Here is a 22,193-nt window from a genome sequence, read left to right on the forward strand (position 1 = left end):
GACAGTCGCCTCTATTAACATCAATCTTACGAGAGTTACTCTCTGGTGCTTCACTGCTTGTATAGCTGTCATCAGTGGTCAAGGCAAAGCATTCAGTAATGCTATATAAGCTCCCCGCCATGCCTTCTCGGTTATAGTCTGAAAACTCTGCGTAGCGACCTTGCTCCTGTGCCTTCTGGTCGATGAGTTCATTTAGCAGATTATGATCTCGAGTCAGGCACTGCCATTGTGTCGCACCTTTAGGCAGCCAATAAACACGACTGTCACCCACATGCGTTATCGTTGCCTTTATTATTCCATCACTATTTAACTCTCCAACCACCAGAGCGAGGGTTGCAGCTGCACCATGACGCTTATATGAATGCTTGGTTTGATTAACCAGCTGATGAATAGCATCGGCCGTTAGCTTTGTATTATGACTCCACAACCGACTAATCGCTTTTACCACCGCCTTTGAGCAATTTTGTGAGTGGCTGGAACTTGCCACACCGTCAGATGCTGCTAAACAAAATGGTGATGCAAACGATGTCACTGCCATCATCCCTAAGTCTTCTTGATACCAGTTGTCCAAAAATAAAAAAGCATCTTGCTGTAAGTTATTACTGGCATTACCTTGAAAGGTAATTGCACAGGCTTGGGCAATAGAGGAAGTATCGTTTAAAGGACAATTATTAAGAGAAGCAGTCATGATGGCAAGTCTATATTTTTATCATAAAAGCTATTATAACGAGCAACCTAGAAGAAAATATTCTAGGTTAGAATATAAAGTTTGGGGCTGTAGTAGATAAGCACTATGCTAGACTACTTTTATGAAGATAACCCGTTGTAAACTAAGTAAAAAAGCACAGCGAAGGCTGTTAGAGTTTTTTACGGCTGAAGTGACTGCTAGAACAGCCGCAGATTTGCTTGATATTCAGCCTAATACTGCTGCACTTTTTTATCATAAAATAAGACTTGTGATAGATTACCATCTCTCATTAGAAGCTGATGAGCTTTTTGATGGTGAGGTCGAATTAGATGAAAGTTACTTTGGCGGTGTACGCAAAGGCAAAAGAGGTCGCGGGGCAGCTGGTAAAACCGCTGTATTTGGTATTCTAAAACGAAACGGTAAGGTTTATACCATTGTCGTAGCAGACACCAAACAGACTACCCTAATGCCTGTTATTAAGCGTAAAATCAAGCCTGACAGCTTTGTTTATACGGATAGCTATCGAAGTTACAATGCATTAGATGTGAGTGAGTTTAAACATTTCAGAGTCAATCACTCTATAGAGTTCATTTGCGGTAAGAACAATCACATCAATGGCATTGAGAACTTCTGGAATCAGTCCAAACGAACACTCAGAAAGTATAATGGGATTAATAAGAAGAACTTCCATTTGTTTTTAAAAGAGTGCGAGTTTAGATTCAACTATGGCTCACCATCTAATCAGCTGAAAACCTTGAGAAAATGGTGTGATATTTAATCCTTATCTACTACAGCCCCTTTGAAATGTAAGAATAATATTTAAAAATTTTTCAATTAAAAAATGGCTTGATTAAAAGCAATACTCTTACAGAGGAGGTAATTTAATGAATATAGACTAGAGTGTGATTGGTTTACTAATAATACCTAATAAAGATAAAGTCTTAGGCAATTCAGAATTGTCTTATAGATATGTAAAAACTTCCCTGTTATATTAGGCTCATGAGTGCTTGAAGTACTCGCTCGTCTATACAAGGAAGCATAGAATGACAGGGATTGAGTTTTATACCAATGGTCATATCATCAGTGAAGCTGACAGCATGCGTCAAAAGCTCGGTACATTAGCTAAGCAGTATCGTGCGACGTCCGCTATTATCGTTACAGATTCTGGAATCGCTCAGCTGGGCTATGTCGATATTGCTCAGCAATCATTACAAGAAGCTGGTGTTAATGTTGTCGTATTCGATAGTGTTGTAGCTGATCCACCTGTTGCAATCGTCAATGACGCTATTAAAATTGCCAGAGACAACAGCTGTGACTTGGTTATCGGCTTAGGCGGTGGCAGCTCTATCGATACTGCAAAAATCGTCGCATTACATCCAAACGAATTTGAATCGGTAAACGATATTTTAGATAAAGATGTTAGTGGCTTTAATAAACTACCTTTGTTTGCCATACCGACCACCGCTGGTACAGGTGCAGAAGCCACCTTTGTCTCAGTCATCACAGCAAAAGATGGTAGCAAAAAAGCCCTATATACGCCCAAAATTCTGCCTGATGTCGCCATTTTAGATGCGACACTTACTCTTAAGCTACCTCGACATATCACTGCTGCAACCGCTTTAGATGCCATGGTGCACTGTGTTGAAGCGTACACGAGTCGTACTAAAAAGAATCCTATTTCAGATGCGTTGGCTGTTAAAGGCTTACAGATGCTCTGGAATAACTTTGAGAAAGTATTAAACCAAGGCGACGATATCAACGCTCGCTCTAACATGCTACTAGGCTCAACTTTGGCTGGTATAGCTTCGTGAATTCTTCGGTAGCTGCAGTACACGGACTTTCCTACCCGCTTAGTATCAACTTTCATATCCCGCATGGACATGCCAATGCGCTTGTTATGTGCGGTGTCTTCACCTTTAACTTATCAGCAGCAGCCCCTCTTTATGCAGAGCTAGCTCATGCTGTTATGCCCTCTCAGACCTTGGGTATGACAGACTTAGAGGCAGCAAGCTTGTTTATCAAACAGTTAAAAATATTTTTAGAGACGAGTGGCCTTAAATATCGCTTAAACGAATTAGATATCACAGACCAAGACATCCCTGCCTTAGCAGACATCGTTATAAATACTTATGCTAGGCTAATCGCGACTAACCCTAAAGATATGACGTTAAATGAGGTAACAGCAATATATGAGGAGATACTCTAAAAAAGAAACTCGCATTATTTAAAACAGTGTTATTTATCAAGGAAGATATCCACTACTGAAGGGAAATAGTTATGTCAGAATACAAATTAGACGTGGTCGTCGATGGCTTTCATTACTTAGAAGGACCTCGCTGGTATAAAGACGCCTTATGGTTTGTCGATTTTTATACCAAAGGCGTTTACCGTTTGAATGATCAAGGCGGCGCAGAAAAAATTGTCCATATTGAACAACAACCCTCTGGTTTGGGCTGGCTACCTGACGGTCGTATGCTAGTGGTTTCAATGAAAGATCGCAAAGTCTTACGCCTAGAAGACGATGGCGAGTTAGTCGTTCATGCTGATATCTGGGAGCACTGTGATGGACATGCTAATGACATGGTCGTTGCACCTAATGGTGATGCTTATGTCGGTAACTTTGGCTTTGATTTGATGGGTGGTGCCGACCATAAACATGCGGCTCTTATATTGGTGAAGCCTGATGGCCACTCACAGATTGTGGCAGAAGGCTTAGCTTTTCCAAACGGTATGGTCGTTTCTGCTGACCAAAAGACGTTAATCGTCAATGAGCTATTTGGTAATAAAATTTCAAAATTCGATATCAAAGAAGATGGGACTTTAGGAGAGAAGCGTGACTTTGCGAACTTCGGAGAACTAGGAGATGAGCCAAATTTAGGGGTGCGCATAGAAAACGCCAGTATCTTACCTGATGGTCTTGCCTTAGATAGCGAGGGCGCTGTTTGGATTGCAGATACTTTGAACCAGCGTGCTGTTCGTATTCAAGAAGGCGGGGAAATTTTAGAAGTCGTTGATACCGCACCTGATGGTATTTTTGCAGTGGCACTTGGCGGACAAGATGGCAAAACCTTGTTCATGTGTGCAGCACCTGATTGGGATGAAGCATCACGTACCGCTGAGACCAGAGGTCGTATGCTATCTACTCAGGTTAAAGTTGGTCATGCTGGTACGCCATAGCTAACTTTTTAGCAGGCAAATAAAGTTAATACGTAAAAGGATTAACCATAGAAAAGTCAGGCATTTAAAATAGCCTGACTTTTCATTAATAGATCATTAGAGTTTGACTGATATAATGTCGCCATTTATAACGAATTCAAAAAAGCAAGGCTAGTTATGACCACATACATACTTGACACTGAAACAACCGGACTTGTTGATCCGCACATGACCGAGGCCGCCTACTCTATTGTTGATATCATTAAGGGCAAGGTGACTGTATTACAGGCACCAAGAGCGAAGCGTTTTAACCCACTTAAAGAAATCAGCTTGGGCTCTATGGCAATATCACATATCTGTGATGAGGATGTGGCGGATAAACCACCGCACACGGACTTTAGACTGCCTGGCAGTGTTGAGTACTTGATTGGTCACAATATTGACTTTGATATGGCTGTTCTTAAAAATGCTGGCGTGACCCATACACCTAAGTTAATATGCACCAATGCGATGGCTAACTGTCTTCTTCCTACGCTCGAAAGCCATAAGCTAGTATCCCTCCTGTATCACTTTCACCGTGATATAGCCCGTACTCAAGCAAGGGATGCTCATGCTGCCATTGCTGATATTTACTTCACTGAGCTGGTGCTAGGTAGTTTGATTGATTTGGCGAATAGCAAGGCCATGAGATAAATGATGTGGAAAGCTTATATGAATTTAGTGAAATGGCGCGTATACCTACGCATTTAAGCTTTGGTAAACATAAAGGTGAGGCTATTACAGATTTAGCCACTCATTCAGATGGGGCTGGATATCTTAAATGGCTATTGAAACAAGATACGGTTGATCCTTATTTGGCTGAAGCTTGTAAAAATGCTTTAGAGCAGTCTGCTTAAATATGCGTACCTTCAAGTTAGCGCTTTTATTATTCGCCCATTCCACCAGCTTATAACATCAGTATAATAAAAGCGAAAACCACCGCATTATTTTGTCTGTTGCATCCTCTCATACAATTGACGCCGACGCTCTTGCGCCGCTTGATAACGATGAGCTTTAGCCAACTCGATCTCTTCATGAGTCTGGATTAGATCAGATGCCATAATAAGCGCTTCATCGATATCTATGGTATCGACATACATAGCATTACCTGTGAGAATTGAACGCAATACTTTATTCGCATCACTCTCAAGAAGACTTTCAATCACAGCAGCGCATCTATCAACGTCTGCTAGCTGTAGCTTAATCACCATTTGAGCGTCGTAATAAGACTTAGAATGACCATTGCTGACTGCCAGACACCATAAAGCCACTAATACTTCAGGGCTAGCGACAGGTACATCAGCCACACCAAATATCTCTTTAGGTATGGGCTGATTAAATGTAAGACCTTTAGGGGTGATTTGGAATGAAAGTTCGAGAGGATATTTTTTGGTCTCCTCGCTATTATCTTTGACAGCAATGACGAGCTGTTGGTAGGGATTCCAGATAAAGTCAATCTCATGTTCTTTTAGAACGCTTTCAAGTTTACAGCAGTCACTTTCAGAGATCATGAAATTAATATTGGTGGTCGCACGAGGCGGTGCGTACTCTGAATATGCCACTGTACCAATAATCACATACTCAATTTTTTCTTCTGACAAAAAACAGATGATCTGTTTAAATAAATTTTGGAATTTATTCATTCGGCCGTCTGATTCAAACAACCTTAAAATCTCCATTGACTCACTCATATCTACCTGCCAAGTTTTATATCAGTTATTGTCAATTTATACTCACCTTCAATCAACCTAGCCTCAAATTTACTTGATCCAAAAGGCAACAGCTCAAAATACTGTAAATTTTTAAGATTATTAAAATTTTTCAGCTATGGCGAGATCAAAATTTAATTTTTTCTCAACACCGATAACTTGCAAAAGCTGCTCTCGAATCTCGATCGCAGTCGCTGCTAGATCAATAGTAGCAAATTGAATTTTATGATTTTGCATGACGATGTACTCATTAACGTTTTTACCTACGGAAGGATGAAGTAGTAGGCCTGAAGCATTTTCATTGAGTGGGTCCCCACTACCCTCTTGCGATCTTAAGTAGGCGTACATCTGATATAGATAACCACTGCGTAAGGTTTCATCTCTAAACCAACCGTTGATTACGACAGCATTGAACTTAGTATCAATGACTAAGCGATGTCCTAATTCCATATCATCTATTAAGATATCCGTTCTCATGTTAGGAAGTATCTTATCAATGCCTAAGCTCTTATCCTCTATCTGCCATTTCAGGGTCTTGCCAGCGCTTATTCGATAATTTTGCTTTGGCAACACCGTGTCATAAAATCCAGCAACTCCTTTTTCAAAAAGCTTACGAAGCCAGGGTAAGTTATCTCTCTCTGGCGAGTTTAATTGCTTTGTACCTTCAAACTCGGTCGGAAGCGCAAGATTAAAAGCTAAATGAGCTGCTGTAATCATAGGTTTATCTTCAACGTCATGCCTTCCAAAGCGATCTACTGAAACCTCACTCCGACTAGGACGTACCTGACTGACTCCCATGCGCCTTAAGCGCACATCCAATGATCGGCACCTATGAGCTAAATCATTATTTTTTACAATCTTAGAGATACTCTCTAAGGCAGCACGGACATATCTATTACGCGCGGTATCAATAGTTAATTCATCAAAATGACAAGCGACTTTACCACGATCAAGCAATCTATTTCTCTCAGTACTAAGCAGATCTATTCTACCCCGGACACGATTAAGCACAGCATCACGAGACTGATAACTGTAACTTAAGTTTCGCTGAATACGATGCTCAACTCGTCGACACAGTATTTCTGCAATTAAATCTGGAATGTCATCAGGGTTATTTTCAACTGAGATCTTAGCCGCTTCAAACTCTCTATACATATCCGAGGCATAGAGCATAAGCAGCCAAAGATTGCGTACCGGTATTTCACCTACAAACTTGATTTCATCATAAGATTCAGACAGATGATCTACTTCAATAGACATAGACTTACAGACCTTCGATCAGGCGTTTCTGTGCTTTTTGAGATTTCTCAAGATCATCGAACCAGTACTCATCAAGTAAAGGACCGATCTCCGTCTGTACCACCTCACTAAACCATTCTTTAGCATTCGTTATAGTCATCCCAACGGCTGGCGTGACATAGCTATGGCCTACTTGAAACTGAGCACCAAGACTGGTATCTGCAGAAATCTCCTCATTAAGAGCCCTAATACGACTGTCAATTCCAGTTAGAACATTTGAATCGATGCCATTTTTGGATTGAACCCAATCATGCCATGGCTTGCCCAATGTTGGTTCAAGATCAATAAAGGCAAAACGACGACGTAGTGCAAGATCAACCAAGGCCAGCGAGCGGTCAGCAATATTCATTGTGCCTATGACATATAAATTACTGGGAATATAAACACGTTCACCATCGAACTTTCTATAAGACAGCTCTAACGCTTCATCTGGCGTTCTTTTATCAGTTTCAAGTAGTGTGAGCATCTCACCGAACACTTGAGCAGGGTTACCTCGGTTAATCTCTTCGATGACAATAACGTACTTTGATTCAGGATCATCAATAGCGGCTTTGATCATCTCCATAAAAGGGCCGTCTACCAATGTCAGCTTGCCCTCACCTGATGGACGCCAACCTCTAATAAAATCTTCATAAGACAAATTAGGATGAAACTGCACGGCTCGTATTTTACTATCGTCACGCTGACCCATTAAAGCAAAGGCTAATCTTTTAGCCAACCAAGTTTTACCCGTACCGGGAGGCCCTTGTAGTATTAGATTTTTCTTATCCCGAAGACGTTTGAGTATCAACTCAATCTTAGCTTTAGGCAAAAAACACCCATCAGATGTAATGTTATCAATAGAATAAGTTTCTAACATCATTTGAGTATCCGTCTTAAAGGGTAATTGTGTGTCAAGATTACTAACTGTATCTTTGTCGAGCCAGCGATATGTCCCTTTACTAAGCAGCTCTAACTCTCCATCACTAGCTAGCTCTTTCAATAAGAATTTAACCGTTCCTTTGACATCACTTCTCTTTGGAAACCTTTCTTTAAGAGCATCGGTAAATCTATCCAAAAACTCATTATCTGTAAATTCAAGAGAGTCCTTGTCATGACAAAGCTGTTTCAATTGTGAAAAAATAATCTCTTTCCAAGTTCTATTGGATAGTTTTTCTGACTCATTTGGTTTGAATTGGTATGCTGCAAGCGAGAGTTCAGGAAAAGAGTGTACAGGATAAGTTTCTTCTAAAAACCTGGTTTCAAGACTCTCTAACAACTCTAAATAATCATGAGCATCACAGCGTGCTTTTGGACCGTTTTTATTAATTTCTATATTGAGCTTTTTATTGATGTATTCTTGAGACTGTCCATCAAGGGTTAAGAAGCTCCACGGTCTAATCCAATATAGACCCATAGTTAAATTCCAGCCTATGCCGTAACAGTTGGTAGCGCTGTCATACGCGGCAAAGAATTGAGATTTAGCTTCTTCACTCTCACCTTCATCTTCTAAGTCGGCAAATGCGATAGCACGGGCAAAGACTTCCCATAAAATATCTATATCATCTGTATGGCGCTTGTAGTGATAACCAAAAAACCAGGTTCTTTGATTGTTAACTATAGGGATGCCATTAAAAGATTCAGGAACAGGCTCTGTTATATCAAGTAGTTCGGCCAATGCTTTAGCGATAATTTTACGATTATCATCGGTGATTCCACGATTAAAAATAGCCATGACTGTAAAAGGACATATATCTTTTAATAATCCTCCTTCGACCCCTTCTTCGTATTGGTCGTTAAGAATAGACATGACATCACTTGTTTCAGATATTTTATGAATACCAGTAACAAGCTCATCACGACGATATCGAAAAGCAAGAAGCTTAGAGGCCATTTCTTCATAGAAAGTTGTCCACTCAAAAGCGGAATGCTCTGAAGGTGAATCGCCAAATCTTTCAAGCCAATAAGGATTGTTACGGAACATATCTATGTCTTGAGCTTTACCGTCAAATGCAAAGTCAATCAAATTAACTCTTAACGCAGTCTCAGGAATGACTCTCCAAACGGTATTTCGACTAGTGAAAAAATACCATTCCTTGGGCGTAAAGCTGTTGTCCCAATCTACTTTTAAATGGTTACCATCACCTACATTCTCTATAACGGTGCCGATAGCCTTAATTAACATCACAGAAACCGTGTGTCCTCGATTATCAAAAGGTAGTTCGTTTTTTCTAGTGTAGGTTGATTTGATAGCAATTCTATCGCCAGCTTCAATAAACTTTACTGAATCAATCGGGTTAGCCTCAGGATTAATCTCCCAGATACCTGTTTCAACAAATCGAGAGGTTTGGTCTACTCCATCATATGCAGCACCAACAAACCAATAAGAATTTACATCTATTGCTTCAAAATTTTCAGTCATTATAAAACCCTGTTAATGTTGTATTTTCTGATTATAGTATTTGATAACTACTTAGGCTATAGAGCGTAAAACCTGAATTGATGAGTAATAATTTTTGGCTAATAGTTAAAAATAATACTCATCGTTGCTTGATATTTTGAGAACTTAATACCTTAAAAAAATACTTTATCGGTGATAAATACTATTTTTAAAAAATTAATGCTATTTGAAAGTGCGCTTAGCAAAATTGTGTTTTTCACTAAGCGCACTATAAATATTTTGATATGACTTTAAATTAAAAAATATTACAAAGCCTACTATCCAATGACTTCCCAAGAATATTCAGATCCTGAGCCAGAAGTACTACTATTGCCGTTTTCAAGCTCAGTATCATTGTATTCAATTTTCTTGATAATACTTCCGCTTTCATCTTCATGATAATAAATAGTCAGGTTATTTGGATCAAAATTCTCAATATCCTTAAGTTGATTCTCAAAAGTACAACCTTGTTGGAAAATTCTACCAATCATGACAACTGTTTTTAGATCTAAACTATCAAAAATATCTTCCTGACTAGAAACGCAAATCAACTTAATACCCTGCGATTCAAGCGATTCAGTATCACAGTTCGAACTCCAAAGTGTATCTTCAGAACTGTTCACTAACTCAATTTGAGTATCTTCTGTTAAGTAAGCACCATTAACATGCCATAGGTTATCGACTTCATATAATCCATACCCGCCAAAGTTATGCTCCTCTGGAACTTGGCAGTCATCATCACCCCACTGAACATCATTGCTATAGTCTTCAAGATCGATATCATTATCTTCGAAGTATTGATAAGTTGCAGCCTCTACAGTACCAGCAAAGGTCTCTACCCCATAACCATTTACCTGAAGAAATCTTGAAGTATCATTTTCATTAGAGATGTTTGAAGTTGAATAATCTGATTCATCAACCTCATCAACTCCATCAACTCCATCAACGTAAACGTCTAAATTTTTTAGAAAACTTAATACAGGTTTTGAAATAGCTTTAAGAGGGTTACCATAGACACTCATTGATTCTAAATTCTCCATACCTATAATACTTTCAGGAAGAGAATTCAACTTGTTGTTATCTAATTCCAAATATTCTAATTTAATTAAATTGGATAAATCAGGTAAAGACTTTAAAGAGTTAGAAGTTAAATACAAATACTTTAAATTTTCTAAATTATTTATGCCTTCAGGTATTATTTTTAAATTATTATCGCTTAGATTTAAAACCTCTAGATTTTTAACACCAAAAATACTCTCAGGTATTTCTGTTAGTTTTTTATTATTTGCAACTATTAGACTTGTTAAAGATATCATTTGACTCATGTTTTCAGGTAATTTTTTTATTTCCATACCGTTTAAGGTGAGACTCTGTAAATTTTCAAGTTCAATTAAGCTATCAGGAATTTCTGTAATTTTTCCAGTATATTCTATACTTAAATCTATCAATTTTGATAAATAACCAATACTACTAGGTAATTTTTTAAAGTTATTACCCTTTAAATAGAGTATCTCTAAATTTTTGAGTTTATTTATATTTTCAGAAATTTCTGTGAGTTTTATATTATCTACTATAGTCAAACTTAATAAACTTGATAATTGAAAAATATTTTCAGGTAATTTCTTAATATTTATGTATCCCAAAATAAGGCTTTCTAAATTCTTAAGATTGCCAACACTTTCAGGAATATCAATCGATTTTTCAATACCACTAATGCTTAGTTCTCTTAAATTAGATAATTGCCCAATACTATCTGGTAATCTTTTAACACTATTACCTCCCAAACTAAGATATTCTAAAATGTTTAAATTTCCAATACTTTCAGGAAATTCGGTGAGATTATTATTATAGTTTATAGTTAAATTTGTTAAATTTAACAACTGCCCAATACTTTCTGGTAATTTTTTAAAACCACTGTTCTCTAAAGTAAGGCTTTCTAAATTCCCAAGGTCTTTAATACTTTCAGGAAGATCAATTATATTTTCAAGATCTTCAATAGTTAAATATTTCAATTTTGATAGCTGACCAATACTTTCTGGTAATTTTTTTATCCCCATGTATCCTAAAGTAAGGCTTTCTAGGTTTTTAAGACATCCAAGACTTTCAGGAATTTCAGTTAAGTTATAGTTACCGTTAATGGTTAGGTATATTAAGTTTGATAGCTGCCCGAAACTATCTGGTAATTTCTTAAGTCCATTTCCTCCCAACTGAAGTTCTTCCAAATTTTTAAGATTACCAATGCTTTTAGGAAGTTCAGTTAGTTTATCATTACTGCTAATTACTAATTGCTTCAGGTTAGATAATTCACCGATACTGTTTGGTAATTTTTTTAATTTACTTCCTTCTAGTGCGAAAGTTACTAAACTCTTAAGATTTCCAATACTTTCAGGTATTGTACTTATTTCATCATTGTAACTAATTTCCAGTACTTCTAACTTAATTAATTTTTTTGGCTTTCTAGGAATAACATCTTTTTCAATATTAAATTTATCTGCCCAATCCCAAATCTCTTGCATCCATTCTTCATTATTTGAGTCAGCTACGTTTTTCATTATAAATTCCTTTATTAAATAATATTAATTACCATCGATCCGATAAAATTTGCTTCAAAATAATGACAGTATAAACTGTACAAAATATGAATAGCTTTTGAATTGAAGAGTTCTCTCGATTAGCGCTTCGATAAAACTCTATATTTAAAAGCATTTCATAATCTACTATCCAATGACTTCCCAAGAATATTCAGATCCTGAGCCAGAAGTACTACTATTGCCGTTTTCAAGCTCAGTATCATTGTATTCAATTTTCTTAATAATACGTCCGCTTTCATCTTCATGGTAGTAGATAGTCAGGTTATTTGGATCAAAATTTTCAATATCCTGAAGTTGATTCTCAAAAGTACAACCTTGTTGGAAAATTCTACCAATCATACAACTGTCTTTAAATCTAAACTATCAAAAATATCTTCTTGACTTGAAACGCAAATCAACTTAATACCTTGCGATTCAAGCGATTCAGTATCACAGTTCGAACTCCAGATTGTATCTTCAGAACCGTTCACCAACTCAATTTGAGTATCTTCTGTTAAATAAGCGCCGTTGACATGCCATAGATTATCGACTTCATATAATCCACCCCCACCAAAGTTATGCTCCTCTGGAACTTGGCAGTTATCATCACCCCACTCAGCATCATTGCTATAGTCTTCAAGATCGATATCATTATCTTCGAAGTATTGATATGTTGCAGCCTCTACAGTACCGGCAAAGGTCTCTACCCCATAGCCATTGACCTGAAGAAATGTTGAAGTATCATTTTCATTAGAGACACTTGAAGTTGAAGAATCTGATTCGTCAACTTCATCAGAGTAAACACCTAGATTTTGCAGAAAATCTAATATAGGCTTAGACATATTTTTAAGAGGGTTATCAGATATCTCTATTGATTCTAAATTCTCCATACCTATAATACTTTCAGGAAGAGACTTTAACTTGTTACTATATAATTCTAATATTTTTAAATTTTTAAGGTCTCCAATACTTTCAGGAAGACTAGTTAGTTTATTACTACTAATAGATAATTCTTTCAAGTTAGACAGTTGACCGATACTGTCTGGTATTTTTTTTAAACTATTACCCCCTAAATCAAGATTTTCTAAATTGTTAAGACTTCCAATACTTTCAGGAATTTCCGTTAGTTTACTGTTATCACAAATATCCAATTTTTTTAATTTTAACAGTTGGCCAATACTATCGGGTAATTTTTTAATGCTAGTATTTTCAATTTTTAAATTTTCTAGACTTTCAAGGTAACCAATGCCATCTGGTAATTCTTTTACTTTATTACCTTCTAAAACAAATTCCTCTAAATTCTTAAGATTTCCGATACTTTCAGTAATTTCAGTAAGCTTGACGTTATCATCAAGGATTAATTTTTTTAAGTTAGATAGCTGACCAATGCAATCTGGTAATTTTTTAAAATTACTTCCATCTAACTTAAATGTTCTAAATTTTTAAGATTTCCAATACTTTCAGGAAAATCAGTTAATTTTTCAACATAACTGATATATAAAAATTTTAAGTTCACTAAATGACCGATACTATTTGGTAATTTTTTTACATTAGTTCCTACTAAGATAAACCTCTCTAAATTTTTAAGATTTCCAATACTTTCAGGTATATTTTTTATATCATCATTGTGACTAATATTTATCTCTTTTAATTCTAATAATTTTTTTAGCTCTCTAGGTATGATACTTTCATCAATATAGGCCTTATCTGCCCAATTCCAGATTTGTTTCATCCATTTTTCATCATCTAAATTAGTTACGTTTCCCATTATAAATCCCTTTATTAAATAAAATTATTTTTTGTTGATCCGCTATGATCGGCTTATAGAAATTTAAGTATTAATTATCCAAAACTTCAAATTGTCTGATTCTCTCCTTTAGCTAATAAACTTATGTTAATAGTGTAGCCCTATGATTGTATATTTTTAAATCTTGAATGACCATCTTTATACATCGAACTGGCCGTACATTTTTTCATTGCAGTGATAATACTTAAAAATGGTGAAACTAACTAAAAATGCCTATATAAAATACATATAGAACTACAAGTACTACCGTAGCAATCAATAGCCATCTTAAAATTATGAAAGCAATCTGAATAGCAGAGATGCAAACTGCAAAGGGTAGTAATATCAATGTTACTAACTTTCCAAATATACTCTTTTGACTCCATCCCTTCCTGTATACGTAATTCGTTAAACTTTCGATATATCCATCAATAAATCCAAAATCTGATGTATTACTATTTCCTCTATTACTATATCTGCTAGATTCCCTATCATTCGTTGCATCAGACTCAATCGTCCCTTGAGAGACAGTAGAAATTGGAGTGCCTACGATATCACCCCGATCATCGTGAGTATAAATAAGGGTACCGTTTTGAATGCTCATTGTAGAAGCGGTAAAACCTACTAACTGTAGTGGTCATACTATTTTCCTTCTTTGGGTTAGTATAACCTCTTAGCAGCTGTCCAATTTTATTATGCCACTACACTCCCTAAGCGCAAGCAATACATAGACTGGATACAAGAGGCCAATCACTCAGGAGCCAGACTTAACCTTGCCTGTATTGAAGTTGGCATTAGCATCCGCACCTATCGGCGCTGGTACCGCGCAGGTCACGTGAATGGTGATAAACGGTGTGACGTCGTGCGCCAAGCTCCTAAGAATAAACTGAGCGCCTCTGAACAAGCCGCCATCCTAGCCGTGTGCAATCAGCCCGCTTTGCCAGTCTGCCGCCCACCCAAATTGTACCGACTGCTTGATGAGGGGATATATCATGGCTCAGAGTCTACCTTTTATCGGGTGCTGAGGCAGCATGAGCAATTGGCTCACCGCGGTCGTGCACTTGCCCCTAAAGCCTCAAGCGCCCCAAAGACCTTTACTGCCACTGGCCCTTGCCAAGTGTTCTGCTGGGATATCACCTATCTGCCAAGTCCGGTACGGGGTCAGTTCTATTATTTGTACATGATAGAGGATGTCTATAGCCGTAAAATTGTTGGCTGGGAGGTTTATGACCACGAGTCAGGTGTACTGGCAGCTCAGCTGCTTGAGCGTACTTTAATCAGTGAGAATGCATTGCACACTGGTGGTGCTACACTCAGACAATGGGGCACCGATGAAAGCTCAAACCATGCGCATGAAAGCGTATGAGCTTGGGGTACTCACCTCTTACAGCAGACCGCGTGTCAGTAATGACAACCCGTTTGCAGAGTCTTTATTTAAAACCTGCAAGTATCGCCCTAATTGCCTATCGATGGCTTTAAGAGCTTAGATGCGGCAAGACGATGGATGCTGACATTCACACGTTGGTACAACAATGAGCATAAGCACAGTCAGCTGAACTTTGTGACGCCCAATCAGCGCCATACGGGTGAGGATAAGGAAGTACTGGCGAAGCGTCTGCTCACGATGCAGCGCGCTAAAGATGAAAACCCGATACGCTGGGGAACTCAGGAGGTGAGGAACTGCGAGCCTGTAGGGCCAACAACGCTAAATCCTGTAAAAGAGCAACAACAGCAAAGATTACAAGCCGCTTAATTTAGCTTGATGGTGACAACTACCTTGAAAAACTCCGATCATAAGATCATCAAGCAGCAGCAGTTTACAGGCTCTATGAGTGGTAAAGGTAATTGTTATGACAATGCGCCAATAGAAAGTTTCTGGGGCGTATTGAAGAATGAGCTTTTGTATCATCAAGACTATAAAACAAGGTTTGCAGCCATCAGCGATATCATTGGATATATTGAGCTTTACTATAACCAAACGAGGATTCAAAAGGGTTTGGGCTATCGATCGCCAAGACAGGTGTGGTTTGATTATTATCGTCAGGCTGCGTAACTAAAATCTCCCAAATTTGACTGTATGGAATTGACGGCAGGGTCAGCAAGGTCAATGATCTCAGAATGATGCTATTTGATGGTGTTGTAAATTTCGAGCTTGGGTCATGACTTTTGTAAGAGGTCTAGTACTTATATCTACTACAGCCCCCACGTTAATATTTTATTTAATTACAATTTTCTCTTACTTAAAATTACGATAGCAATGCTAAGCAAAAATAATATAGAAATAATAATAAAGAGTAAAGATTTACTCCTTACTAAATCAGATAAACTATGCGTAGACTTGGTTTTAGATCCTTCCTTATTTTCGTTCTGTGAACTGTTAGTATCTATGGCTTCTCGATTAGCATTTATCTTTGCCTCTATTTTAGCTGCTTCTCTTAGTTCCTTAGAGCTAGCTATTAGATGTCGGTGTATCTTTTGTCCAGCTTTACCATCTGTTTTGATGTTTATATCTGCTTGATATTTTTGAATCGCTTTGCGTGTTTTATCTCCAATGATGCCATCTACTTCGTCCATACTATAACCTAGAAGGTTTAACGACTCTTGAACCTCGCGAGACTCTTTGCGGTTCAAGCCTGGATCATCAGTAGGCCAAGGGGTTGCAAAGTCAACGTTGGTATCTTGTTGTTTAATACGCTGTGATAAGTGGGCAATAGCTAGTGCATAATTTTCTGACGCATTATAAGCATAGAAGGCATCAAAATTGCGTCCTACTAAAAATGCTGGGCCTTGTTTACCAGATGGTAAAAACAAACCTGCTGAAGATAAAGTCTCTGGTAATGGTTTATTATCTGGCAAAGTAATGCCTAGACCTTGCCAATGAGATATAGGCTTTTTGTTTTTACGATCATTCGAAAAATTAGTGCCTGAAGGTAAGCGTACTTCATAACCCCAAGGTTATTACTTTGGTAACCACTGTTCTTTAGGAAGTTAGCGGTTGATGCTAATGCATCTGCTTGGCTATTCACCAAATCTTTACGATTATCACCATCAAAATCTTGTGCTAATTGTAGAAATGTAGAAGGCATGAACTGAGTCTGTCCGAAAGCGCCTGCCCATGAGCCTTTAAAGTCTGATTTAGCAATATCGCCTTTTTTCAATATTTTTAAAGCACTAACATACTCCCTACGGAAGTAACTTTGACGACGCCCAAAGCAAGATAAAGTAGCCAAGGAATTAATTACATCTTTTTTGCCTAACTTAGTCCCAAAATCCGACTCTACGCCCCAAACACCAAGCACATCATAGCGATTTACCCCATAGTGAGTCTCTATTTTTGCCAATACATTGGCATAATCCTCATCAGCAGCAATACCATCAACAACTCTTTCTTCATCTACTAAGCTAGCTAAATAATCCCAAGGTTCTTTAGCAAACTCTGGCTGATAATTTAGTGACTCTAATACGCTAGGATCTAACAGAGAAGGACGATACTGGGTAAAAGTTTCTTTGACGCTTACAAAAGGACCAGTTTTAACTAGGTTGTTTAAACAGATTGCGAATCTTTGATTATCAATATCTACTTTATCAGTCTTCGATCTGTCCGTATTTACTGCATATGTAGTGTTACTCACTGATAGCAGGTATATGGATATTAATAAATATGGGACAGCAGATAATGTTGATGGAGGCATTAGTAGTTGCTCAGTAGTCATAAAATCGAAAGCAGTATATTAGCAGAAAAATAATTATTTTATTCAAAGAGCCTTTAAATAAAATATATTTCTCACTTAGACTTAAATTATTCTATTAATTTTTAATTATAGATTTAAAAAATTAGTAAGATAATTAAAGGTAAACCAAATTTAATTAAACCATCTAAAATGTATTATTAATCCAGAAATCATAAGCTTCACGAATGCTCATTTCTTTATATTTAATGCTTTTAATGATTTTGGTCCAAGAGTCTACTGGGTAAGTTATAATTATAATATCATTCTCTTTATTTTAAAATAATTTAATTTTATTTATAAAATACTAGCTAAATTTTAAGAAAAAATATTATGTTTCTTAATTACATATTCCACATAATCAGAAGTTCATTGACTTCTAACGATGTATTTATGTTGCTTAGCAAATAATTAAACAAGTAATTGATTAATTGCATCAAAACTTCAGTTCTTAATTTTTAAAAATTAAATCAAGTCAATTAATTACCACTAAATATTTTTCCTAAAATTGATAAGACTCCTAAAATTAGTAAAATATAAGCGATTATCTTAAAACTATTCGATCCATTTCTACTATCGGCTAGTATGTTGACACTTTGTGGAATTAGAATTTCTTGCGAATCTGTCTGTATAACGCGTATATGATCAGGAACTTCATCTGGCTGTGCAAATATCCTTTCAAGCTTAGGTTGTGTTTGTGGTTCTTGAATGGGTTCTGATTGCTCATGAGTAACATTGTTATGCGTAACCAGCTTCTTTTTACTGATGTCTCTTTTCTTATTTAACATCAAGCGCCATTGATTATTCACCTCTGTCTTTATACTCTCACAAAAGTAATCAAAGTTCGTATAATTAACTTTTCCTATATTTAAGGCAATATCAGAACTACCTGCCATCTCTGGAGCCACCCAAAGTTGAAAGAATACCAAATTATCTTTAATACGATAGTTGTTGGTTTCCCCATCGTGAGTCATACGAATAAAAGCATCGATAGGTTCTTTTGAATTGTTTTTAAAACATATAAATATCTGCCTAACTTCGTCCCTACTTATGTTTCTGTTAAAACCTTTATCTAAATCTATCGAATAATGACTATTAAGCGTATAACCATCTACCAGACAATCTTTTCTTACTTTTTTAGTGACTTCATTTCTATCTACTATATCTAAGGCATAGTTTTCTGAATTAATCCTGCTGAAGTCAAAGTAATTCAATTCAACATCAGCGTCATCCATCAAATGATGCTGGATAAAAATTCCGTATTCCATATCAAGATTATCGACCAATGCTGGCACGTACAACAATAAATTAAATCTCATTAATTCTTAGTCCCTAATTAACTTTAACTGCTGCAATATAATTTACTACTATTAAACTTTCCGCTACAGCCTTTAATATCCAAATATTTACTAATACATCTATGATGAATATAAGACATCACTAATTTCTAAAGCCTCAAAAATATTAATAATTTAATCGATTCATAGCTTGAATAGCATCAGGTTCGCCCAACTTTGCAGATTCACTATACCAATCAATAGCTTCCTCCAGATTCACCTCTAACCCCTCACCATTTTCATAGCGCTTTCCTATGGCATACATTGCTCTCTTATGCCCAAGCTTTGCGGATTCCATTAATAAACTAACGCCCTGTTGTTCGTCTTTTTGCATACCACCCGTACCGTTTAGGCTGTAAGTCGCTATTGCATAAATCGCTGAAGCGCTATTAAGTTCAGCGGCTCTTTTATACCACATAGCTGAAGTGTCTAAATCTTTTTCAACGCCTTCACCGATACTATAAAGATAAGCTAAGTTGGTCATCGCACGCGGGTAATTAGCCTCAGCAGAATGACGATGCCATGTTACTGCGTAATCTAGATCTGTATCAACACCAAGTCCTTCTCTATATACCCACGCCAATTGGTTCATTGCCCCTGCATGCTCTTGGTTTGAAGCTTGCTCAAGCCAAGATCTAGATTGATCATAAAGTTGTACCTGATAGTAATAAACGCCCAGTAAAAACATTGCATTAACATTTTGGTTATTTGCCAAGGTTTCAAGACTATCAATTGAGCTAACATCAAATCCAAAACTAGCTAACCACTCTTCAAATATATCTACATCTCTAGATTGGTTCTTAACGTTGACGATAGTGCTGGCCAGCAAGATTGGTGCAAAAGGATTTTTATTATCATCAAGTAGACTTTGATACTTCTCTAAACGTTCCATATCGTTGGGATACTGCGCATCCACTATAGCCAGCTGGTCAACCCATTCAATATATTGTTCATCAGTTGCTGTATTGACAGCAACCTCGATATCTTCTTGTGCATCGACCTCTTCTGCTTGTTGCTCAATCGGTTCACCAATCTCATATAATCCAGCAGACTCTGTATCCTCATAATAATCATCATTATTAGAATCGAAAGCACCCGAGGCAATCACCATCAACAGAATGCCTGTAAAACTCATTAACGTATATTGAAGGTTTTTATTCATTTGAATTAAGCCATATTACATTGTGTATTATTTTATGCAATCTGCTAGACAGCATACCTGTCGTGTCATTACCATATAAATGGATGTACATATAGAGTTGAGTCTTAAAAACTAACTGGCTCTACTTTTAAAATCTCACTGTTACTGTATTCAAGACTATGCCATTTCTGATGCGTCCACATTTTATCCAAGCTTGTTGGTCTTTGTATACAATAGCCGATACCCTGATCACCCGAGCGGTTAGTGATACCTAACACCATAGTATGTCTAGGCGGTTTATCATCTACAATCATGTTACTAATTCCTTGCCCACTAGTCCAAAATACAATGCTAAACTCACCACTTAATTTTTCTACCAAGCTTTTTGGCAATCTTGCAATCAGCGTATTTTTGCCATGTACTCTTTGCCAATCATTGAAGCCTTCTACCAAATCTTCCAAGTCTTGCTTAGAAAACATTCTCCATACCGAATCCACATCATTACTATCTAGCATTTCAAGATTAAAGCTGTCTAGATCAACTTCAGATTCTGTTATAAGCTCTTTAGCTATTTCGAGCTCTTTTACTACTATAACCTCTTCAACTTGGTGTTGGATGATAGTTAATAAATGTGATAAATCATTTGCCTCCAGCATTTTATCTTCTAGATCAACATACTTTTGCGAGGGAGTTTTAGGGTATATCTGTATACAGTTTTTACTAAAGTCTCGACTTTCTGCTTTTTCGTTTAGTTTACTTAATGGGTACAACGTTTCAAAATATATCTTTTCATGTTTTGCTGATGCCCACAAATAGATATATGCTAGGTCTGGTTTTAGATTTATAAGTGCCTCAACATCAATAAAACCAGATAAAAACAGCGATAGATTATTTTTTATTGGAATATCGATGTCGCTAATAGTATCGAATGGTGCTTCTTTACGCACCAAACGTAACCAAATTTTCTTATGGACTTCAGCAATATTAATATCTATAACTTCAAGAGGCGAACAATCTGAACTCTCTAAAATTAAACTGCATTCAAAGTTATTGTTGTCTAAATGTTGTTGAGTCGACAACCGCCATAATACCCATATGTCATCATCTATCATTAGCTTGGGTCACAAGTTAGATTAATATTGATAGTCCTTGGATAAAGACTTTCGATATGCTGTTTCGACTTATTAGCAAGGCTTGATATCAACTGATTATACTGAAAAGTCTTATCCACAAGGTTGCTGCAGTCCGAATCAGAACTACAACCATCACGCTCAATAGAGTACTGAGCATAATAGTTTGTATTTATAGCCGTACTATCAGCAGCATATTGTAGCGCGAAACCTTGAGCACTTTTTTGGGCATCTGCCATTCCCGAGCTTACGCCAATACAGGATTTTTGTGCTTCTATAATAGGAATCGATAGGTAGTTATCTATTTCCTCTACTGGCGCTTTAGGCGTCACACTATAGCCATTTTGCAGTGGCAAGTTTAATCTTAATGTACTGCCTGTTTTGGATCGGAATAATGAACCGTCGGGACAAATCCTGTCGCGATTGGTTTTTGGATTGGGATAAGGATAAAAGACAATGTCATTTTTCTCATTCCAGCTAATATCATAACAGTTCTTTTGCTCTTCACTAAGAGAGCTATTAGCTTCGAATGCACTAATATAGGGTTTATGCTCTGCCATAGACAAATCAATAATGTTTTTTGGACTTATAATCGGTGCAGGCGAGCTAAATGATTCATAACTTTTTGCATCATCTGTCAAGAGTCTAAGCTGTGGTAAAAACTCAGCCTGAGCAATGACGCTGTTTGGAAATTGCGTCTGAGCACCAATTAAATTCTGTTGTATTTTTTCGATCTGGGCAGCATCAGCGGCTTGTTTTGCCAACCAAAAAAAATGAAGATGTTTTTGTGTCTGCTCTAACTTTTTAGTGGCATTATTCACCGTATAGTAAGTTCCGACAAATGGCGAACGAAGCGATAAGATACCATTAGATAGCGAAGAAGCTGTATTTTCCGCACTAATATAAGCACCAAGAAAGGCATCATACTGCGTTTCAAAAGTTGTTCTCTCAGCAGGTAATAAGTGCATATCAGAAACAATCGCTACCGAACGTTGCTGAAGTTCTGGTTGCTCTCTATAATCCTGAAGAATAAGACCAAGTTCAGTATACTGCCCACCTAAATCACACTTACCTTGCATCAATTGATTTTCGAATTTCTCAAAGGGGATGTAAGTTGCTTTATCTGACGCTTCACCCTGCATAAATATCAATATGCGATCATTCGTCCTGAGCACCGACTGAATAGCCTGA

The 22,193-nt window shown here is 37.1% G+C and carries 18 protein-coding genes and 3 pseudogenes; 8 read left to right on the forward strand and 13 right to left on the reverse strand.

Translation table 11 applies throughout. The annotated features are described in order from the left end of the window. Positions 1-688, reverse strand: a 688-nt coding sequence (locus TT12_RS13315; RefSeq protein ID WP_045455671.1) for a PP2C family protein-serine/threonine phosphatase, incomplete at its 3' end; no start/stop codon positions are given. Between the two features lie 121 nt (positions 689-809). Between TT12_RS13315 and TT12_RS13320 the strand changes: the two genes are divergently transcribed. The 5 genes and pseudogenes from TT12_RS13320 to TT12_RS17885 all read left to right on the forward strand — a co-directional run bounded on the left by TT12_RS13320 (position 810) and on the right by TT12_RS17885 (position 4,740). Beyond that, positions 810-1,466, forward strand: coding sequence for an IS1595 family transposase (locus TT12_RS13320; RefSeq protein ID WP_045455674.1), 657 nt, complete (start codon positions 810-812; stop codon positions 1,464-1,466). A 319-nt stretch (positions 1,467-1,785) separates the two neighbouring features. Next, positions 1,786-2,894, forward strand: a pseudogene (locus TT12_RS13325) (iron-containing alcohol dehydrogenase). Positions 2,895-2,965: 71 nt separating this feature from the next. Then, positions 2,966-3,865: an SMP-30/gluconolactonase/LRE family protein gene (locus TT12_RS13330; protein WP_045455677.1), complete on the forward strand. Its 900-nt coding sequence runs from the start codon at positions 2,966-2,968 to the stop codon at positions 3,863-3,865. 156 nt (positions 3,866-4,021) lie between these two features. Further along, positions 4,022-4,537 carry a 3'-5' exonuclease gene (locus TT12_RS13335; RefSeq protein ID WP_243443725.1) on the forward strand — a complete coding sequence of 172 codons (516 nt, stop codon included), beginning with the start codon at positions 4,022-4,024 and terminating at the stop codon, positions 4,535-4,537. Positions 4,538-4,542: 5 nt separating this feature from the next. Continuing rightward, positions 4,543-4,740, forward strand: a complete 198-nt coding sequence (locus tag TT12_RS17885) for a hypothetical protein (RefSeq protein ID WP_243443726.1) — start codon at positions 4,543-4,545, stop codon at positions 4,738-4,740. Between the two features lie 87 nt (positions 4,741-4,827). Here the strand turns inward: TT12_RS17885 and TT12_RS13340 are convergent, their stop codons facing one another. From TT12_RS13340 to TT12_RS13370, 7 genes are all read right to left on the reverse strand, one after another. After that, positions 4,828-5,574, reverse strand: a complete 747-nt coding sequence (locus TT12_RS13340; protein WP_201606194.1) for a hypothetical protein — start codon at positions 5,572-5,574, stop codon at positions 4,828-4,830. A gap of 120 nt (positions 5,575-5,694) precedes the next feature. Further along, positions 5,695-6,852 carry a 5-methylcytosine-specific restriction endonuclease system specificity protein McrC gene (gene mcrC / locus TT12_RS13345; protein ID WP_045455684.1) on the reverse strand — a complete coding sequence of 386 codons (1,158 nt, stop codon included), beginning with the start codon at positions 6,850-6,852 and terminating at the stop codon, positions 5,695-5,697. A 4-nt stretch (positions 6,853-6,856) separates the two neighbouring features. Beyond that, positions 6,857-9,292, reverse strand: a complete 2,436-nt coding sequence (locus TT12_RS13350) for an AAA family ATPase (protein ID WP_243443727.1) — start codon at positions 9,290-9,292, stop codon at positions 6,857-6,859. A gap of 296 nt (positions 9,293-9,588) precedes the next feature. Beyond that, the gene (locus TT12_RS13355) at positions 9,589-11,862 is read right to left on the reverse strand and encodes a leucine-rich repeat domain-containing protein (protein ID WP_045455687.1); all 2,274 of its coding nucleotides are present in this window, start codon (positions 11,860-11,862) and stop codon (positions 9,589-9,591) included. Between the two features lie 165 nt (positions 11,863-12,027). Next, the gene (locus TT12_RS13360; protein WP_045455690.1) at positions 12,028-12,240 is read right to left on the reverse strand and encodes a hypothetical protein; all 213 of its coding nucleotides are present in this window, start codon (positions 12,238-12,240) and stop codon (positions 12,028-12,030) included. Next, on the reverse strand, positions 12,237-13,268 hold the full coding sequence (locus TT12_RS15740) for a leucine-rich repeat domain-containing protein (protein ID WP_306304353.1): 1,032 nt from the start codon (positions 13,266-13,268) through the stop codon (positions 12,237-12,239). Before TT12_RS15740 ends, TT12_RS13360 begins: the two co-directional genes overlap by 4 nt. Before the next feature lie 32 nt (positions 13,269-13,300). Continuing rightward, complete coding sequence (locus tag TT12_RS13370) at positions 13,301-13,648, reverse strand: leucine-rich repeat domain-containing protein (RefSeq protein ID WP_045455694.1); 348 nt, start codon at positions 13,646-13,648, stop codon at positions 13,301-13,303. Between the two features lie 880 nt (positions 13,649-14,528). Here TT12_RS13370 and TT12_RS13380 point away from each other — a divergent pair. The 3 genes and pseudogenes from TT12_RS13380 to TT12_RS13390 all read left to right on the forward strand — a co-directional run. Next, complete coding sequence (locus tag TT12_RS13380) at positions 14,529-15,032, forward strand: DDE-type integrase/transposase/recombinase (protein WP_045455700.1); 504 nt, start codon at positions 14,529-14,531, stop codon at positions 15,030-15,032. Positions 15,033-15,170: 138 nt separating this feature from the next. After that, a complete protein-coding gene (locus TT12_RS15745) occupies positions 15,171-15,419 on the forward strand; it encodes a hypothetical protein (RefSeq protein WP_207804082.1) in 249 nt (82 codons plus the stop codon). A gap of 39 nt (positions 15,420-15,458) precedes the next feature. Next, positions 15,459-15,719 (forward strand): annotated as a pseudogene (locus TT12_RS13390) (IS3 family transposase); the annotation flags it as partial. Between the two features lie 170 nt (positions 15,720-15,889). Here TT12_RS13390 and TT12_RS13395 read toward each other — a convergent pair. The 5 genes and pseudogenes from TT12_RS13395 to TT12_RS13415 form a co-directional block, all read right to left on the reverse strand. After that, a pseudogene (locus TT12_RS13395) lies at positions 15,890-17,358 on the reverse strand (lytic murein transglycosylase). A gap of 515 nt (positions 17,359-17,873) precedes the next feature. Continuing rightward, positions 17,874-18,713, reverse strand: coding sequence for a hypothetical protein (locus TT12_RS13400; RefSeq protein WP_045455702.1), 840 nt, complete (start codon positions 18,711-18,713; stop codon positions 17,874-17,876). A 145-nt stretch (positions 18,714-18,858) separates the two neighbouring features. After that, positions 18,859-19,893, reverse strand: a complete 1,035-nt coding sequence (locus tag TT12_RS13405) for a tetratricopeptide repeat protein (protein ID WP_045455705.1) — start codon at positions 19,891-19,893, stop codon at positions 18,859-18,861. A 104-nt stretch (positions 19,894-19,997) separates the two neighbouring features. Further along, a complete protein-coding gene (locus tag TT12_RS13410; protein ID WP_045455708.1) occupies positions 19,998-20,984 on the reverse strand; it encodes a hypothetical protein in 987 nt (328 codons plus the stop codon). Next, positions 20,984-22,144, reverse strand: a complete 1,161-nt coding sequence (locus tag TT12_RS13415; protein WP_207804083.1) for a hypothetical protein — start codon at positions 22,142-22,144, stop codon at positions 20,984-20,986. Before TT12_RS13415 ends, TT12_RS13410 begins: the two co-directional genes overlap by 1 nt. Positions 22,145-22,193: the final 49 nt, after the last annotated feature.

The organism is Psychrobacter sp. JCM 18903, from assembly GCF_000586475.1.
GTDB lineage: Bacteria > Pseudomonadota > Gammaproteobacteria > Pseudomonadales > Moraxellaceae > Psychrobacter.

Excerpts from the sequence above, each read along its gene's own strand:
- TT12_RS13320 (WP_045455674.1), top strand. The coding sequence starts at position 810 with ATGAAGATAACCCGTTGTAAACTAAGTAAAAAAGCACAGCGAAGGCTG.
- TT12_RS15745 (WP_207804082.1), top strand. The coding sequence starts at position 15,171 with ATGCTGACATTCACACGTTGGTACAACAATGAGCATAAGCACAGTCAG.
- mcrC (WP_045455684.1), bottom strand. The coding sequence starts at position 6,852 with ATGTCTATTGAAGTAGATCATCTGTCTGAATCTTATGATGAAATCAAG.
- TT12_RS13335 (WP_243443725.1), top strand. The coding sequence starts at position 4,022 with ATGACCACATACATACTTGACACTGAAACAACCGGACTTGTTGATCCG.
- TT12_RS13330 (WP_045455677.1), top strand. The coding sequence starts at position 2,966 with ATGTCAGAATACAAATTAGACGTGGTCGTCGATGGCTTTCATTACTTA.
- TT12_RS13405 (WP_045455705.1), bottom strand. The coding sequence starts at position 19,893 with ATGAATAAAAACCTTCAATATACGTTAATGAGTTTTACAGGCATTCTG.
- TT12_RS13350 (WP_243443727.1), bottom strand. The coding sequence starts at position 9,292 with ATGACTGAAAATTTTGAAGCAATAGATGTAAATTCTTATTGGTTTGTT.
- TT12_RS13415 (WP_207804083.1), bottom strand. The coding sequence starts at position 22,144 with ATGCAGGGTGAAGCGTCAGATAAAGCAACTTACATCCCCTTTGAGAAA.
- TT12_RS13355 (WP_045455687.1), bottom strand. The coding sequence starts at position 11,862 with ATGAAAAACGTAGCTGACTCAAATAATGAAGAATGGATGCAAGAGATT.
- TT12_RS13370 (WP_045455694.1), bottom strand. The coding sequence starts at position 13,648 with ATGGGAAACGTAACTAATTTAGATGATGAAAAATGGATGAAACAAATC.
- TT12_RS13340 (WP_201606194.1), bottom strand. The coding sequence starts at position 5,574 with ATGAGTGAGTCAATGGAGATTTTAAGGTTGTTTGAATCAGACGGCCGA.
- TT12_RS13400 (WP_045455702.1), bottom strand. The coding sequence starts at position 18,713 with ATGAGATTTAATTTATTGTTGTACGTGCCAGCATTGGTCGATAATCTT.
- TT12_RS13360 (WP_045455690.1), bottom strand. The coding sequence starts at position 12,240 with ATGATTGGTAGAATTTTCCAACAAGGTTGTACTTTTGAGAATCAACTT.
- TT12_RS13410 (WP_045455708.1), bottom strand. The coding sequence starts at position 20,984 with ATGATAGATGATGACATATGGGTATTATGGCGGTTGTCGACTCAACAA.